The organism is Pseudomonas sp. ASL9 (assembly GCF_056680335.1).
Genome location: NZ_CM155277.1, coordinates 338,779 through 352,770, shown reverse-complemented (window position 1 = coordinate 352,770; position 13,992 = coordinate 338,779). Strand labels below are relative to the sequence as shown.

The 13,992-nt window shown below is 58.1% G+C and carries 11 protein-coding genes and 1 riboswitch; of the genes, 5 read left to right on the top strand and 6 right to left on the bottom strand.

The window, feature by feature from the left end:
• The first annotated feature begins 5 nt into the window (after positions 1–5).
• The 4 genes from glgP (at position 6) to AC1ME2_RS01600 (ending at position 7,082) form a co-directional block, all read left to right on the top strand.
• Positions 6–2,522 (top strand): alpha-glucan family phosphorylase, encoded by a 2,517-nt coding sequence (gene glgP, locus AC1ME2_RS01615; RefSeq protein WP_480438913.1) that lies wholly within the window; start codon positions 6–8, stop codon positions 2,520–2,522.
• A 100-nt stretch (positions 2,523–2,622) separates the two neighbouring features.
• A complete protein-coding gene (locus AC1ME2_RS01610) occupies positions 2,623–4,917 on the top strand; it encodes an Orn/Lys/Arg family decarboxylase (protein ID WP_480438912.1) in 2,295 nt (764 codons plus the stop codon).
• A gap of 290 nt (positions 4,918–5,207) precedes the next feature.
• Positions 5,208–5,552, top strand: a complete 345-nt coding sequence (locus tag AC1ME2_RS01605; protein WP_480438910.1) for a DUF190 domain-containing protein — start codon at positions 5,208–5,210, stop codon at positions 5,550–5,552.
• A 51-nt stretch (positions 5,553–5,603) separates the two neighbouring features.
• Positions 5,604–5,671: riboswitch (Fluoride riboswitch) on the top strand.
• A gap of 82 nt (positions 5,672–5,753) precedes the next feature.
• A complete protein-coding gene (locus AC1ME2_RS01600; RefSeq protein WP_480438909.1) occupies positions 5,754–7,082 on the top strand; it encodes a voltage-gated chloride channel family protein in 1,329 nt (442 codons plus the stop codon).
• 34 nt (positions 7,083–7,116) lie between these two features.
• On the opposite strand, the gene AC1ME2_RS01595 is transcribed toward AC1ME2_RS01600, so the two are convergent.
• Positions 7,117–8,511, bottom strand: coding sequence for a sensor histidine kinase (locus AC1ME2_RS01595; RefSeq protein WP_480438908.1), 1,395 nt, complete (start codon positions 8,509–8,511; stop codon positions 7,117–7,119).
• On the bottom strand, positions 8,508–9,170 hold the full coding sequence (locus AC1ME2_RS01590) for a response regulator (protein ID WP_480438905.1): 663 nt from the start codon (positions 9,168–9,170) through the stop codon (positions 8,508–8,510). Before AC1ME2_RS01590 ends, AC1ME2_RS01595 begins: the two co-directional genes overlap by 4 nt.
• 476 nt (positions 9,171–9,646) lie before the next feature.
• Between AC1ME2_RS01590 and AC1ME2_RS01585 the strand changes: the two genes are divergently transcribed.
• Positions 9,647–10,282 (top strand): LysE family translocator, encoded by a 636-nt coding sequence (locus AC1ME2_RS01585; RefSeq protein ID WP_480438904.1) that lies wholly within the window; start codon positions 9,647–9,649, stop codon positions 10,280–10,282.
• Positions 10,283–10,370: 88 nt separating this feature from the next.
• Here the strand turns inward: AC1ME2_RS01585 and AC1ME2_RS01580 are convergent, their stop codons facing one another.
• Genes AC1ME2_RS01580 through AC1ME2_RS01565 form a run of 4 tightly spaced genes read right to left on the bottom strand, consistent with a single transcriptional unit; the run spans position 10,371 to position 13,983 of the window.
• Entirely contained in the window at positions 10,371–11,171 is an 801-nt protein-coding gene (locus AC1ME2_RS01580) for an SDR family oxidoreductase (RefSeq protein WP_480438902.1), read from the bottom strand.
• Entirely contained in the window at positions 11,158–11,838 is a 681-nt protein-coding gene (locus tag AC1ME2_RS01575; RefSeq protein ID WP_480438901.1) for an iron-containing redox enzyme family protein, read from the bottom strand. Before AC1ME2_RS01575 ends, AC1ME2_RS01580 begins: the two co-directional genes overlap by 14 nt.
• The gene (locus AC1ME2_RS01570; RefSeq protein ID WP_480438900.1) at positions 11,835–13,316 is read right to left on the bottom strand and encodes an AMP-binding protein; all 1,482 of its coding nucleotides are present in this window, start codon (positions 13,314–13,316) and stop codon (positions 11,835–11,837) included. Before AC1ME2_RS01570 ends, AC1ME2_RS01575 begins: the two co-directional genes overlap by 4 nt.
• Positions 13,306–13,983, bottom strand: a complete 678-nt coding sequence (locus AC1ME2_RS01565; RefSeq protein ID WP_480438898.1) for a thermostable hemolysin — start codon at positions 13,981–13,983, stop codon at positions 13,306–13,308. The genes AC1ME2_RS01570 and AC1ME2_RS01565 overlap by 11 nt, the downstream gene beginning before the upstream one ends.
• Between the last annotated feature and the right edge of the window lie 9 nt (positions 13,984–13,992).

Here is a 13,992-nt window from a genome sequence, read left to right as displayed (position 1 = left end):
AGTCCATGCCGTCTCGCAGCAATGCTCTTGATTCGAGTCTCGACATTTTGCGCCAACTGGCGTTCGACCAATCCATTCGTTGGTCGAGCTTGAATGATGATATCTGGCGCAGTCTGGACAATGAGTTATGGGAGCTGACCCACAATCCATGCCTAGTGCTCAATGCCGTTTCAGAACACAAAATCAATGTTCTGTGGGCCGACAGTCATTTTCATGCGCGGGTCACCAGCGTCGCCGAGATCCACCGTGATTTTCTCGCTCGCGACACTTGGTTCCAACGCGAACACGCTGATGTGGATTTGCATCAGGTGGCTTACTTCTCCATGGAGTACATGCTCAGTGAGGCACTGCCGATCTATTCGGGCGGTCTGGGCAATGTCGCGGGCGACCAGTTGAAAGCAGCCAGCGACCTAGGTGTCCCTGTGGTGGCTGTCGGCATGCTCTGGCAGCACGGTTATTTCCGTCAGGAAATTGGTTTTCAGGGTAACCAACAAGCCTTGTATCCGGTCAACGACACACGCCAATTGCCGGTGGAGCCTTTGTTGCGCCCAGACGGCAGCCTGTTGCGGCTGGCGGTTCAATTGCCGGGCCTGACGGTCTGGCTGCGGGGCTGGCAGGCAACGGTGGGGCACAACAAATTGTTGCTGCTCGACAGCAATGACCCGGCAAACCCGGCCCCCTTCCGGCTGATCACAAGTGAGCTGTATGGGGGCGACGTGGAGATGCGTCTGCGCCAGGAAATTGTGTTGGGTATCGGTGGCTGGCGTTTATTGGAGGCGGCCGGCTATAACCCGGAAGTCTGTCATCTCAACGACGGACACGCCGCCTTTGCGGTCCTTGAGCGCGCCCGCAGCTACATGCAAGCCAACAAGGTGACGTTCGATGTGGCGCTGACCGCCACCCGTGCCGGTAATGTGTTCACCACCCATACGCCGGTCGAGGCTGGTTTCGACCGGTTTCCCCCTGAGTTGATGGGTAAATACCTGGGGCGCTATGTCGAACATGAACTGGGTCAGCCGTTATCCGCCATTCTGGCGCTAGGACGGCAGAACGCTGACAATCCGCAAGAACTGTTCAACATGGCTTTCCTGGCAACGCGTTGCGCGGGTGCGGTCAATGCGGTTAGCCGCCTGCATGGCGCTACCAGCCGCCATATCTTCCAGAGTCTGTTTCCACGCTGGCCCCGCGATGCAGTGCCGATCGGGCATGTAACCAACGGGGTCCACCTGCCGACGTGGGTATCTCTGGAAGCCGAGGCGCATTGGCAAGCCATGCACGGTGGTGAGCTGCCGTGGCGCGGCACCAGTGAGTCGCGGGTCAGCGAGTTGCTGGAGCAGGTTGATGATGGGCTTCTCTGGCGTTTGCGCGAGCAGGCCAGGACCTTGCTGTTCGAATTCGTCCGCACGTATTTGGCGCGCAGCGAGGCCATCCACGGTGCCTCGCTGGAGGCCATCGAATCGGCAGGCGCCTTGTTCGATCCGAAGGTCTTGACGCTGGGCTTTGCCCGTCGTTTTGCCACGTATAAGCGACCCAACCTGCTGCTGCAGGATCCCGACCGTCTGCTGCGTATTCTCAATCATCCAACCCGGCCCGTGCAGCTGCTCATCGCCGGCAAGGCTCACCCGGCCGACATCGTCGGGCAGCAGATGATTCGTGACTGGCACGCATTTATTCGCCGCCCGGAGGTCAATGGGCGAGTGGCCTTTCTCGAAGACTATGACATGCGTGTGTCGCGCCATCTGCTGCAGGGTGTCGACGTTTGGGTCAATACCCCCCGACGTCCGTGGGAAGCCTGCGGCACCAGTGGGATGAAAGTCCTCGCCAACGGTGGGTTGAACCTGTCCCAGCTCGATGGCTGGTGGGCCGAAGCCTGTACCGAGGAGGTGGGCTGGGGGATTGGTAATGGTGCCGAGCACGGCGCCGACTATGACAGCGTCGACGCTACTCAGCTCTACACGTTGCTTGAGGAACAAGTGGTGCCCGCGTTTTATGAACGCGATGCCGCAGGGGTTCCCGAGCAATGGATCAGGCGCATGCGGTGCAGCATGGGCGCGCTGGTGACCCAGTTTTCCGCAGACCGGGCCGTACGCGACTATACCCAGCGCTACTATTTACCCGCAGCAACGGCCTACCGGGCACGTGCGGCTGATGAGAGTCGACTGGCTGCTCAACTCACTCGTGTGCGTGAGGACTTGAACGTTCGTTGGGCCGATATCCGCTTTTTGCAGTTCGACATGCAAACGCATGCGGACCGCTACGCTGCCACGTTACACATGGACCTTGCGGGACTGTCCCCGAATCACTTGCGCGTGCAGCTATACGCCGAAGGAATGGAGGGCATGGCCGCTGAAGTTCAGGACATGCTGATCGACCCAGGGGTACTTCCTGATGGTGTTTTGATCTATCGCGCAGAGGTGCCCAATGATCGTTCTGCGCAGGCATACACTGCGCGCGTAATCGCCAATGATTCCGCTGGGCTGGCGGTCCCGCTGGAGGTCAATCTGATTGCCTGGCAGCGATAACGCGCGTTCCACAGCGCCGGCCTTCACGCGCTGAACATCTAATCTCGAGCCTCGCGGTTGCGGGCTTCGAGTTACCTTCTATTTCTTTTTGGAAGACATTATGTCCCCTCACCAGCAAAATCATCTTGGCATGAAAGCACTGCTTATTCATGAAGATCTTGCGGCCAATACGTCCGCAGGCCGCGCCGTCAGGCAACTGGCGCATGAGCTGGAAAAGCGTCAGGTAGAGGTCGTGCTGGCACAGTCGGCACAGGATGCCATCGTCCTGATTCACGCAGACCCGACGGTCCAATGCGTGTTGCTCGATTGGGAGCTGGCCCTCGACGACAGCCACGCAATAGCCAACAGCGTATTGGATGCTGTTCGCGGGCGCAGTGAAACGCTGCCGATTTTTCTGCTGGCTGATCGCAACAGTGCGGCCACCATCCCGCTTGACGCCATGCAGAAATCAGACGACTTCATCTGGCTGCTGGAAGACACCACCGTTTTTATCAGCGGGCGCATCGTCGCCGCCATTCAGCGTTACCGTGAGGCCGTGCTGCCGCCGATGTTTGGTGCGCTGGTGCGGTTCTCGCAAGTGTACGAATACTCATGGCACACCCCGGGACATACCGGCGGTACAGCGTTTCTGAAGTCGACGGTAGGGCGGGCTTTTTTCGATTATTTCGGCGAAAACCTGTTCCGTTCGGACTTGTCGATTTCAGTCGGCGAACTGGGCTCGTTGCTTGATCACTCGGGCCCCATCGGTGCCAGCGAAGTGTACGCAGCGAAGGTTTTCGGTGCTCATCGTACCTATCACGTCACCAATGGTTCATCGACCTCCAATCGTGTGATTCTGATGGCCAGCGTGACGCGCGACCAGGTGGCATTGTGTGATCGCAACTGCCACAAGTCGGTCGAGCACGCCATGACCATGTCCGGGGCGATTCCGACCTACCTGATTCCTTCCCGTAATCACTATGGTTTGATTGGCCCGATACCGCCCCAGCGCCTAACCCCCGCGGCCGTGCGCGCGGCCGTGGCGAACAACCCGCTGGTGCGCGAGGGGATAGACCCGACGCCGATGCACGCGATTGTCACCAACTCCACCTACGACGGCCTTTGTTACAACGTGACCCGTGTCGAAGAACTGCTTGGCCAAAGCGTTGACCGTCTGCATTTCGACGAAGCTTGGTTCGGCTATGCGCGCTTCAACCCGATCTACCGCGAACGTTTCGCGATGCACGGTGAACCCGCTGATTACAGTGCCGACAGGCCGACTGTCTTCGCGACCCAATCCACGCATAAACTGCTGGCAGCGCTGTCCCAGGCCTCGATGATCCATGTGCGCGATGGCCGCCGACCTATCGAACATGCGCGGTTCAATGAAGCGTTCATGATGCATGCCTCGACCTCGCCCAATTACGCGATCATCGCCTCCAACGATGTCAGTGCGGCAATGATGGACGGCCCTGGTGGTAAAGCCCTGACGGGCGATGCTATTCGCGAGGCGATCGCTTTCCGGCGCATGCTGCCTCGACTCAACGAAGAGTTTCAGGCCAGGGGCGAGTGGTTTTTCAACGTCTGGCAGCCAGATACCGTCACCGACCCTGAGAGTGGCGAAGAGGTGCATTTTCACACCGCCGATGAGGCGTTGCTGGCAAGTGAACCTGAGTGTTGGGTGCTAAAACCCAACGCGGCCTGGCATGGTTTCGGTGACATCGAAGCCGGCTACTGCATGCTTGATCCGATCAAGGTCTCGATCACCACCCCCGGGATTTTGCCCGGTGGCGGCATGAGCCAGCAGGGCATTCCTGCGGTGGTGCTCAGTGCCTATCTGGACCGGCAGGGCATCGTGGTGGAGAAAACCACCGATTTCACGATTCTGTTCCTGTTCTCCATTGGTGTGACCAAAGGCAAATGGGGCACGTTGGTCAGCACCTTGCTTGACTTCAAACGTGACTACGATGCCAACGCGCCGCTGGAAAGCGTGTTGCCGACGCTGATTGCCGCGCACCCGCAACGCTATCGAGGCATGGGCCTGAAAACCCTGTGCGAAACCATGTTCCAGGCCATGTCCGGACTGCACACCACTGAAGCCATGTCTCGGGCATTCTCAACCTTGCCTGTGCCCCAACTCAGTCCGGTCGCGGCGTATGAGCAACTGGTGCGCGGCAATATCGAAATCCTGACCCTTGAACAAATGGCGGGCCGCACCGTGGCGACCGGGGTGGTCCCGTATCCACCTGGCATCCCGTTGCTGATGCCCGGAGAGAACGCTGGTGCGGCGAATGGCCCGATTCTCGGCTACCTCAAGGCGCTGCAAGAGTACGACCGACACTTCCCGGGTTTCACCCATGACACCCACGGCGTCGAGGTGGAAGATGGGCTTTATTTAGTCCGATGCATTAAATAAATCCGTTGAGGGATCGAGCAACGAGGAGGGCGGCGGCTATGCTGAAATCATGGCTTAGACGCCGCGCTGTCGCGCAGCAAACTGGATCCCTGTAGGAGCTGCCGAAGGCTGCGAAAAGGTCGGCACGACCTTCAGCAATCCAGAGTTTACGACTGCTACGGTCGGACGCGACCCCGGACCGATTCGCAGCCTTCGGCAGCTCCTACAAGGGATCAGCGTTTGGCTGAAAATTTAATAACATTTACTATTATTTTTCAATGGGTTACGGGTTGTTTGACAGGAGATGGATCATGAAAGGCTTTCTGGTGATTTTCTTCACGCAGCAGAGTCGTCGCTATCACGGAAAAATGCTCGGTGACTGGCTTGTGGATCTGGCCAAAGAGATGGGGCTACGTGGCGCTACGCTGGCGACGGGCATAGAGGGTTTTGGACACACAGGCCAACTGCATTCCACGCACTTCTTTGAACTTGCCGATCAGCCTGCCGAAATTCGTATGGCGATTACCGAAGACGAGTGCGTGCGCCTGTTCGAGCGCCTGGAGGCCGAAGACTTCTCCTTGTTCTACATAAAGGCGCCCATTGAGTTGGGCACTGTCGGCAAAAAGGCCGATAAATTCGTCACGCCATCCCGCTGATTTTGGGTTGAAAAAAGCCGTTTTACTTTGAAATCGTTACTGGATATGATCCGCGGCACTGGAGATGGCATTCCTCCATGAACCGCTGCGCGATTGCAGCTGATGATGCCTACAGACATCTGATCAAAATCAGGTCTGCAGGCGCTTGCGTTCACATTCCTTCCTTTTGGTCAGTCCTGACTTATTCATATGGCTGACCACATGTCTCGATTCCGACGTCCTGAACAACTTGAACTCCTGCCTTACATTGGCAAGTGGCTTCTCATCGCAACCGCTGTCGCTTTCCTGGCAGGCACCGCGTCTGCTTTCTTTCTCTTTGCCCTGGATCACGCGACAAACTGGCGCGAGACCCATCGCTGGGCGATTTGGCTGCTTCCGGTAGGGGGCTTCGCAGTCGGCCTCGTGTATCACCTGATGGGTAAGGCAGTCGACGCGGGCAACAATCTGATCATCGACGAAATCCACGATCCCAAGAAGGTCGTGCCGCTGCGCATGGTGCCGCTGGTATTGGGCGGAACGGTGATATCCCATTTGCTCGGTGCTTCGGTCGGGCGTGAGGGGACGGCGGTCCAGATGGGCGGGGCGCTTGCGGATCAGCTCTCGCACCTGTTTCGCATGTGCCGGGAGGATCGCCGGATAATGCTGATGGCAGGCATCAGCGCGGGATTCGCGTCGGTGTTTGGCACCCCGCTGGCGGGTGCGCTCTTTGGTTTAGAGGTGTTGGCTATTGGGCGTATGCGCTACGACGCACTGTTTCCGTGTGTAGTTGCCGCAATCGTGGCGGATCAGGTAGGCCAGGCGTGGGGCGTGCACCATACCCACTATGTGATTGGCGAGGTGGTGCCGGTAGCGTTCTGGAGCGTGATGGCAGTGGTCGCAGCCGGCATCATCTTCGGACTTACTGGTCTGATATTCGCGACAGCCACACAACGGCTGGGCGCTTTGGTCAAACGCCTCATCGCTTATCCACCTTTGCGCCCCTTCGCGGGCGGCGTAGTCATTGCGATCGCCGTGTGGGCGCTGGATGCCTATCAATACATCGGCTTGGGTATTCCGAGCATCGTTCAGTCCTTCGAAGTACCGATGGCTCCCTGGGACTTTCTCGGCAAACTCGTGTTTACCGTCACCTCGCTAGGGACTGGCTTCAAGGGGGGCGAAGTAACCCCGCTCTTCTATATCGGCGCAACGTTGGGGAATGCGTTGGCTCCGCTGTTGCATCTGCCTTTTTCGATGCTCGCGGGGATCGGGTTTGTAGCGGTATTCGCCGGCGCGGCCAACACGCCCTTGGCCACCATCGTCATGGCCATGGAACTCTTCGGCACGGAAATCGGCCCGCTTGCCGCCATTGCGTGCATAGCCAGCTACCTCTTCTCTGGGCACACCGGCATCTACCACGCGCAGCGACTAGGCCACAGCAAGCACCGTCGTACGCTGCCAGAAGAGCTGCGTCTTGCGGACATCAAACAATTCCGCAAGGACAACGCCCTTAAAAGCGAGCAAAAAATCGCCAGCCCGGACGAGGCACAATGACCACAAAAGGTGCTGCAGCGCTGCCTGCCCGGCGTCAAGGTTGAGGACGTTTGCTACCGGCTGAGAGGGCAGGGATTTCCAGTGTTGCACAGAGGCCGCCATCCGCAATGTTCTCCAGGCTTATTCGACCGCCCAGTCGCGTGGCAATCGTTTGTACAATCGTCAAGCCAAGCCCTGCGCCTTGGTCATTTCCTTGACTATAGAAACGCTCAAAGAGCCGCTCACGATCCTCCTCGTTGATACCTGGGCCCTGATCTTCCACCGCGAGCTGGAAGTGTCCGTCGTCTTTTGTCAGCCGTACGGTGATCAAGCCTTGTTCCGGAGAAAAATTCGCGGCGTTGGTCACCAGGTTATTCAGTGCGATGTTGATGGCCGCAGGATCGGTATCGGTGATGTACGGGACATTGCTGACGTCGAAAGAAAGCTCAAGGCCCTTGCTCAGCAACCAGGGCGTGAGCTGAATCAGGCTGTCGCGCACGGTCGCCGTCAGGTCGATGGTTTGCAGGGGCGGGGTTATTGCCTGAGGTTCAAGCCTGGCCATGGTCAGCAATTGGTTGACCAGACGGCTGGTGCGGTCCACACCGATGATCAAGTATTCGAGTGACTCGCGTTTTTCTTCCTCGGTGCCCGCTTCTTGCAAGTTCTGCGCATGCACCCGAAGTACCGCCAACGGTGTTCGCATTTCATGTGCCGCATCGGCAATGAAACGCCGCTCCCGCCCCAACACCTCTTGTATCTGCGCAAGCATGCGATTGAGTGCGGCCTGCATGGGTTCAAGTTCGCTGGGCAATGGCTCGATATGCAGGGGCTCCAGGGAACCAGAGTGGCGGGCGCGCAACGTTGCAGCCAAATCGGCCAGAGGCTTCAACCCCCAGCCAATCGCCAACCAGACCACCGCCACGAGAATCAGGCCGCCCAACAGATTTGGGCCCAGCGTATGTTGCACGATACGGTCGACCAGATCACTTCGCACATCCTCACGCTCGCCGACCCAAATGTGCAGTCCGTACTGCGCATCGTCGAGAATGAATGTCCGCCACTGATGACTTTTCAGGTCAACGACATTGCTGAAGCCTGGCGTGGACGGGGGGGTAGTAAAGACGGGGGCACTCGCGGTGTGCACCAACAGTTCACCTTGATGATTCCATACCTGGAACGCGATTTTACTCTCATAGGGATGGCCGACGACTCTGGGCGAGGCTTGGCTGAGGGCCAGGTTAAAGGCCTGGTACAGGGCTGACAGTTCCTGACTGGCCATCGGCGTGCGCATGATGCCTTGCAGCAGACGAGCGTTTTGGGCCAATTGCGCGTCGTAGACCTCGGCAATTTCATGATTGCTGTCATGCAGGTTGAAGAAACTCATGATCAACAGGCCGATAAGCAACAGGCCAAGGATCAGCGTCATTGTGCGCTTTCTGATTGACGTCATCGGTGCTCTTCAACCAGGTAGCCGACGCCACGAATGGTCCGGATCAAATCAGAAGAGAATTTTTTGCGCAGATTATGGATATGCACTTCGAGTGTGTTGCTTTCCGCTTCTTCGCTCCAGCCATACAGTAGCTGGATCAATCGTTCGCGGGTCATGACCCGTCCAGGGGGAGACAGCAGTTCATGGAGCAACTGGTATTCCTTGGGGGTCAGCGCAACCGGTTCGTCATGATAAGTCACCTGCTGGGTGCTGGGGTCCAGGCTGATATCCGCATGCTCGATCAGCACCCGTGCGCGCCCTGCACTTCGTCGCAACAGCGCGCGCAGGCGGGCTTTCAATTCGGCAAGATCAAACGGTTTGATCAGGTAGTCATCAGCGCCTGCATCCAGACCGGCAATTCGGTCTTCGGTGGCATCGCGTGCCGTGAGGATCAGTACAGGCAGCGTCGAGCCGCTCTGGCGCAAGCAGCGTAAGACTTCGAGGCCATCCATGCGTGGTAGCCCAAGATCGAGAATGGCCAGATCAAAGGTTTCGGTGAGCAACGAATGCAACGCGCTACTGCCGTCTTTTAGCCAGTCGACGGTATAACCTTCTCGGCTCAGGGCCTGATGAACACCTTCGCCCAAAGCGACATCATCTTCGATAAGCAGTAAACGCACAGATGACTCCTGTCAGTTAAATTTCTTGCCTGCGTCGACAGCAGGGTCTGGATTTTTTGCGGGCGGCTTTGACGATAGAGATGATCACCCCAGAAGTACAGACTGTCTATGCCGGTCGATGGGGTTGCGAGCTTTGCAATACATTGGGGTCGATGTCGACGGGGGCTTAGTTCATAGTCTGGTGGGGCCAGCGGAAACCCTTAGTGTCTTCATCACAACTAACGGGAAAAGGTTGTTCAGGCTGAGTTGACTCAGGCCTATAGCCGACTATTACTGTCTGCTGTCTGTACCTTGCACCTGAAAAAATTACTGCGACGCGGATTACCCCATTGAGCAGCGCGCCGACGGGAAAAGGATTCATCTCTTTGTAACTGAGCAGTTAAAGACAGGGCGGTGTCAGACCTGGAATAACCTCTGATTTGAATGTATTGTCAACGCTCCCCATGCCCACTTCCTTCCACTCAAGGGTCTCGCTAATGGTCGCATCTGAAAACCTTCTCGGCGTGGCCGTCATCGCTCTGGGTATGGTCCTGACTCCTGGACCTAATATGGTGTATTTGACGTCTCGAACGATATCGCAGGGACGCATGGCTGGCGTGATTTCGTTGGGAGGCGTTGCGCTCGGCTTTGTATGTTATTTGGTGGCTTCTGCGCTCGGACTCTCGGCCTTATTCAAGGCAGTGCCGGTAACTTACAATATGGTGAGAATCGGGGGCGCACTCTACCTGGCGTACTTGGCGTGGAATATGCTGCGACCTGGAGGACTCTCGCCATTCGAGGCGCGGGAGCTTGCGCCACACTCTCCGCGGCGCCTTTTTACAATGGGCTTGGTGACGAATCTTTTGAACCCAAAAATCGTGCTGATGTATTCTGCACTCATTCCGCAATTCATCGATCCCTCGGCAGGAACAACGCTGGAGCAGTTCATACAACTTGGACTTGTTCAGATTGTTATCGCCGTAACGATCAATTGTATAATTGTCCTCGCTGCCTCGTCAGTCGCCGCATTTCTCGCAGAGCGGCCGTCCGCCATGCGCATTCAGCGCCTGATCTCAGGGACAATTCTGGGTGCTTTCGCTATCGATATCCTCCTGCGAAAGCAACCCGTGTAGTTTCCCCCTAAGATCGCACTGCCCAAGCCTCTTCAGGGGCAAGTAGATGCTTCATGCTTCATTCTTCATTCTTCATTCTTCATTATGTTTATTCCTCTGGTGCCTGGCGATGACTGAGTCGTCGAATCAAGGGCAGTTGTTTGCGCAAACTGCGGTCTACCAGGTTGGGCAGCAAGCTGTTCAAGCGGACGAAGAAGCGTTCAGGCCAACCCAGGTAGAGGTCGCGATGATCACCGGCAATCGCATGGATAACCGCTTGCGCGACGGTGTGCGGGTCGTCGACGTTTGATTTCAAGGCGTCGTTCAAGGCTTGTGCCGCAGGGCTATTCATGGCCGTACGTGTGGCGCGGGGTGCCACGTACAGAACACCGACGCGGGTATCGGCCAGTTCTCGACGCAGGGCTTCGGAGAAGCCGCGCAAGGCAAATTTGCTGGCGCAATAGCTGGCGTAACCCGGGTAACCAATAGAGCCATAAGTGGACCCGACATTGACCACCATGGCGCTTTCTGCGTCTTTCAACAGCGGTAGAAGGGTGCGCGTCAGGCAGATAGGGACGCTGATGTTCAGCGCCAGCATCGCGTTGATTTCGGCATCGTCCAGTTGTTCGAGCATGGCGAACTGGTTGACCCCGGCGGCATTGATCAGCAGGTTAACCCCGCCCATTTCCTCGGCGGTGGTGAGTACCTTCCTGCGGTCAGCGACAGTTGTCAGGTCAGCGCAAACCCAGAGAAGGTTGTGTGGGTAAAGCGCGAATAGCGGCTGGAGTGGGTCTTTGTGACGAGAGACCGCCAGCACGAGGGCGCCACTGGCGCACAGGGCGTTGGCAATGGCCAGGCCGATTCCGCCGCTGGCACCCGTCAGGACGACCCTGGCCTTAGAGAGCTGCATTGGAGTTCTCCTCGGCTGCTGCGCTTGGCAGGGCACGGAACATGTCAGCGTACAGGGTGTAGACGACCTTCGAGGCATGAATGACGGCGGCTTGGTCGGCCGGGTCTTCCAGGCGATCCATCAACCGACGATACGTCTGCATGTGCGCCACGTCCAACGCCCCGTGAGAACTCAAATAGCTGAAGGCGGTGGCGGGGAGTTCAAGGTGTTCTCGAATGCTGTCGGCGGCATGGGTGGCCAGCGCGACGCTGGTGCCTTCGAGCACGTTAACCATCCCAAACAGACCGACTGGGTTGTCCCGCGCGATCAGGTCATAGAGGAAACCGACCATCAGCTCTATCGGCAGCGCGGGACGGCCGTCGCGGATAGCCTCGGCGTCGCCACCGCAGACCGAAATATCGTTCAGAATCCATTGTTCGTGGCCGTACTCTTCCTTGATATATTCGCAAACGGCGCCACGCAGCCATTCCAGGCGGATGGGTAGGCGGGCGCCACACGCCATCAGCAACGGAACCGTGTGCCGAACGTGGTAATAGGCTTGGGTTAGAAAAGCACGATAGCTCTCCAGGCTGACCTGACCGGCGAGGGCTTGGCGAATGATCGGCACGTTAAACAATGCCTGGCGTTCGTGCTGGGTGGCTTCTTGCAATGTGTCGAAGAAACTCATGATGCTGATGCCTCAGGGTAAACCGATGAAATAAGTTGATGCCGGTAGCGTTCGAGAATGGCTTCGCGCCGTGGGCGACCATTGGCAGTGAGCAGCCCGTTGGCCGGGGTGAAGGGCTGCTCCAGGCGCGTCCAGTGATGGACCTGGGCGTAGTCGGGCAGCGCTTCGTTGGCCAGGGCGACGGCGGCGGCGATTTCCTCGTCGGTGCAGTCCGGCGTGTGCGGCCACAGCAGCGCGTGGTTGCGCGGCATTGCTTCGCCATACACAAACGCCTGAGCAATGTGGCTGCGTTGAGTCAGCTCGGCCTCGACCCATTCGGGGTTGACGTTGCGACCAAAACTGGTGACGAATTGATGTTTCTTGCGACCGTTGAGGTAGAGATAACCCTCCGCATCGAACTCGCCCAGATCACCGCTGTGCCACCAACCCGTGGCCTCGGGTGGCTCACCCAGATAGCCGAGCATTGGCGAACCGCCAATCAGCACTTCACCGTCCTCGGCCAGGCGGACCTTCACATGGGGCAAGGGCTTGCCGACACTGCCCAGTCGATGGGCGCCGGGATGATTCAGGCACACCACCGACGCGCATTCTGACAATCCGTAGCCTTCGAAGACCGGCAGGCCGACCCGCTGTGCACGCAGCAGCAACTCAACGGACACCCTGGCACCGCCCACGGCGGCGAAGCGCAGTGTCGAGGCGTCGAATGCGCCGAGCTCCGTCGCGTTGACCAGCAGCAAAAGCAGTTGTGGCACCAGGATCAGGCTCTCGGGGCGACGTTCGGCAAGGGCGCCGAGCAGGCGAGGAATCTCCACGCCACTGGCACCCTGGATGCCCAGTTTTTTCTGACTGGGCAGGCTTAGTGTGGCGCCCGCATAGAGCGCCGCATAACAGCCCAGATTTTCCAGGAGAATGGCCAGAGGAAGCAGGGCGAGGTGATGGCGAGATTCGGTAGGACGACTGGCCATCTCCAGTTCCTTGGCCACCCTAAGCAGGCTGCTGGCACTCAGGCACACGCCTTTGGGTGTTCCGGTGGTGCCTGAAGTGAACGTCAGCTTCGCGGTGCCTTGGGGCAGGGGTGTTGAGCCGGAAAATGATGAGCGCCAGAACGCTCCAGTCTGTGTATAGCCAGCCGTTGTCAGTTCAAGGGCGAGATCGGTGTCGGCAATGACCAGTTCGGCCTGGCTTTGCTCCAGGCAGTGGTTGCGTTGGGCTGGACTGAAAAAAGGCGGCAATATCAGACACGTCAGCCCTTCGAACAGTGCTGCAAGGTCCCATAGCAGTGCGTTCGGGCCATTTTCCAGGGCCAGGGCAACCACGTTGACGCGTTCTTCGCGCAACCGCTGTTGCCGACGGACAACCTCTGCGTACAGGCTGGCGTAGTCCAGTTGCAGCTCGTCCCCCCACAACGCCAGGACGTTGGCCTTTTCTTCGGCATGCTGGCGAAGAATCTGCTTGAAACCATCTACTTCAGGCGACATGGCTGACCACCTCGGTCGTCGATGGCAACCCGAGGCGGTTGAACAACCCCATGTTGCGCAACTGAATGAAGCCTGCGCGGATATTGCCAACGTGTACGGAGGGCTTACCTTGGTAATAACTGCCCCAGGCGTGTTGCTCTTCACCCAGTCGCTGTGGGTCAGCAGCGCAGAGGGTCACGGGGCGTAATCCCAAGCGATGAAAGCTGTTGACCAGTTCGACGTTACCGGTAAACGCCACCCACTCCAGACCACCCATGGCCAACAACCAGGTCATGGTGATGATGCTCAGGCGTGCACTTCCAGCATCGCTCGCGGCAAGATTGCCGACCTCGACAATGCCTGCCCGGTCAACAGGGCGATCAGCAGCCGCACAGATCAAGGGTTCTATGGGATCATCCAGATAGTGCTCGAGAAACAACGGCCCTGACGTTGCCAGGCGCACCCCCGCGACAGCACTCAGGCCTCCCGCCGGATGGCTCAACCCGAATAGCTCGGGCATAAAGTTACGAATTTCGGCCCCGTGGACCTGGCGGAAACGTTGTTGAATGTAAGCTTCGAACTCAGAGCGCCTTGTTTCACCTGGCATTGCCCTGACCAAGCTCATGTCAGGCGCATCGGGGTTACCGAAGCTCAGGGGTAAACGGATGTTCCAGTCGAAACCGGGCATTGGCAAGAC

Bases quoted from the DNA above. Each gene is read 5' to 3' on its own strand.
- glgP (WP_480438913.1), top strand. From the start codon at position 6: ATGCCGTCTCGCAGCAATGCTCTTGATTCGAGTCTCGACATTTTGCGC.
- AC1ME2_RS01610 (WP_480438912.1), top strand. From the start codon at position 2,623: ATGTCCCCTCACCAGCAAAATCATCTTGGCATGAAAGCACTGCTTATT.
- AC1ME2_RS01605 (WP_480438910.1), top strand. From the start codon at position 5,208: ATGAAAGGCTTTCTGGTGATTTTCTTCACGCAGCAGAGTCGTCGCTAT.
- AC1ME2_RS01600 (WP_480438909.1), top strand. From the start codon at position 5,754: ATGTCTCGATTCCGACGTCCTGAACAACTTGAACTCCTGCCTTACATT.
- AC1ME2_RS01595 (WP_480438908.1), bottom strand. From the start codon at position 8,511: ATGACGTCAATCAGAAAGCGCACAATGACGCTGATCCTTGGCCTGTTG.
- AC1ME2_RS01585 (WP_480438904.1), top strand. From the start codon at position 9,647: ATGGTCGCATCTGAAAACCTTCTCGGCGTGGCCGTCATCGCTCTGGGT.
- AC1ME2_RS01580 (WP_480438902.1), bottom strand. From the start codon at position 11,171: ATGCAGCTCTCTAAGGCCAGGGTCGTCCTGACGGGTGCCAGCGGCGGA.
- AC1ME2_RS01575 (WP_480438901.1), bottom strand. From the start codon at position 11,838: ATGAGTTTCTTCGACACATTGCAAGAAGCCACCCAGCACGAACGCCAG.
- AC1ME2_RS01570 (WP_480438900.1), bottom strand. From the start codon at position 13,316: ATGTCGCCTGAAGTAGATGGTTTCAAGCAGATTCTTCGCCAGCATGCC.
- AC1ME2_RS01565 (WP_480438898.1), bottom strand. From the start codon at position 13,983: ATGCCCGGTTTCGACTGGAACATCCGTTTACCCCTGAGCTTCGGTAAC.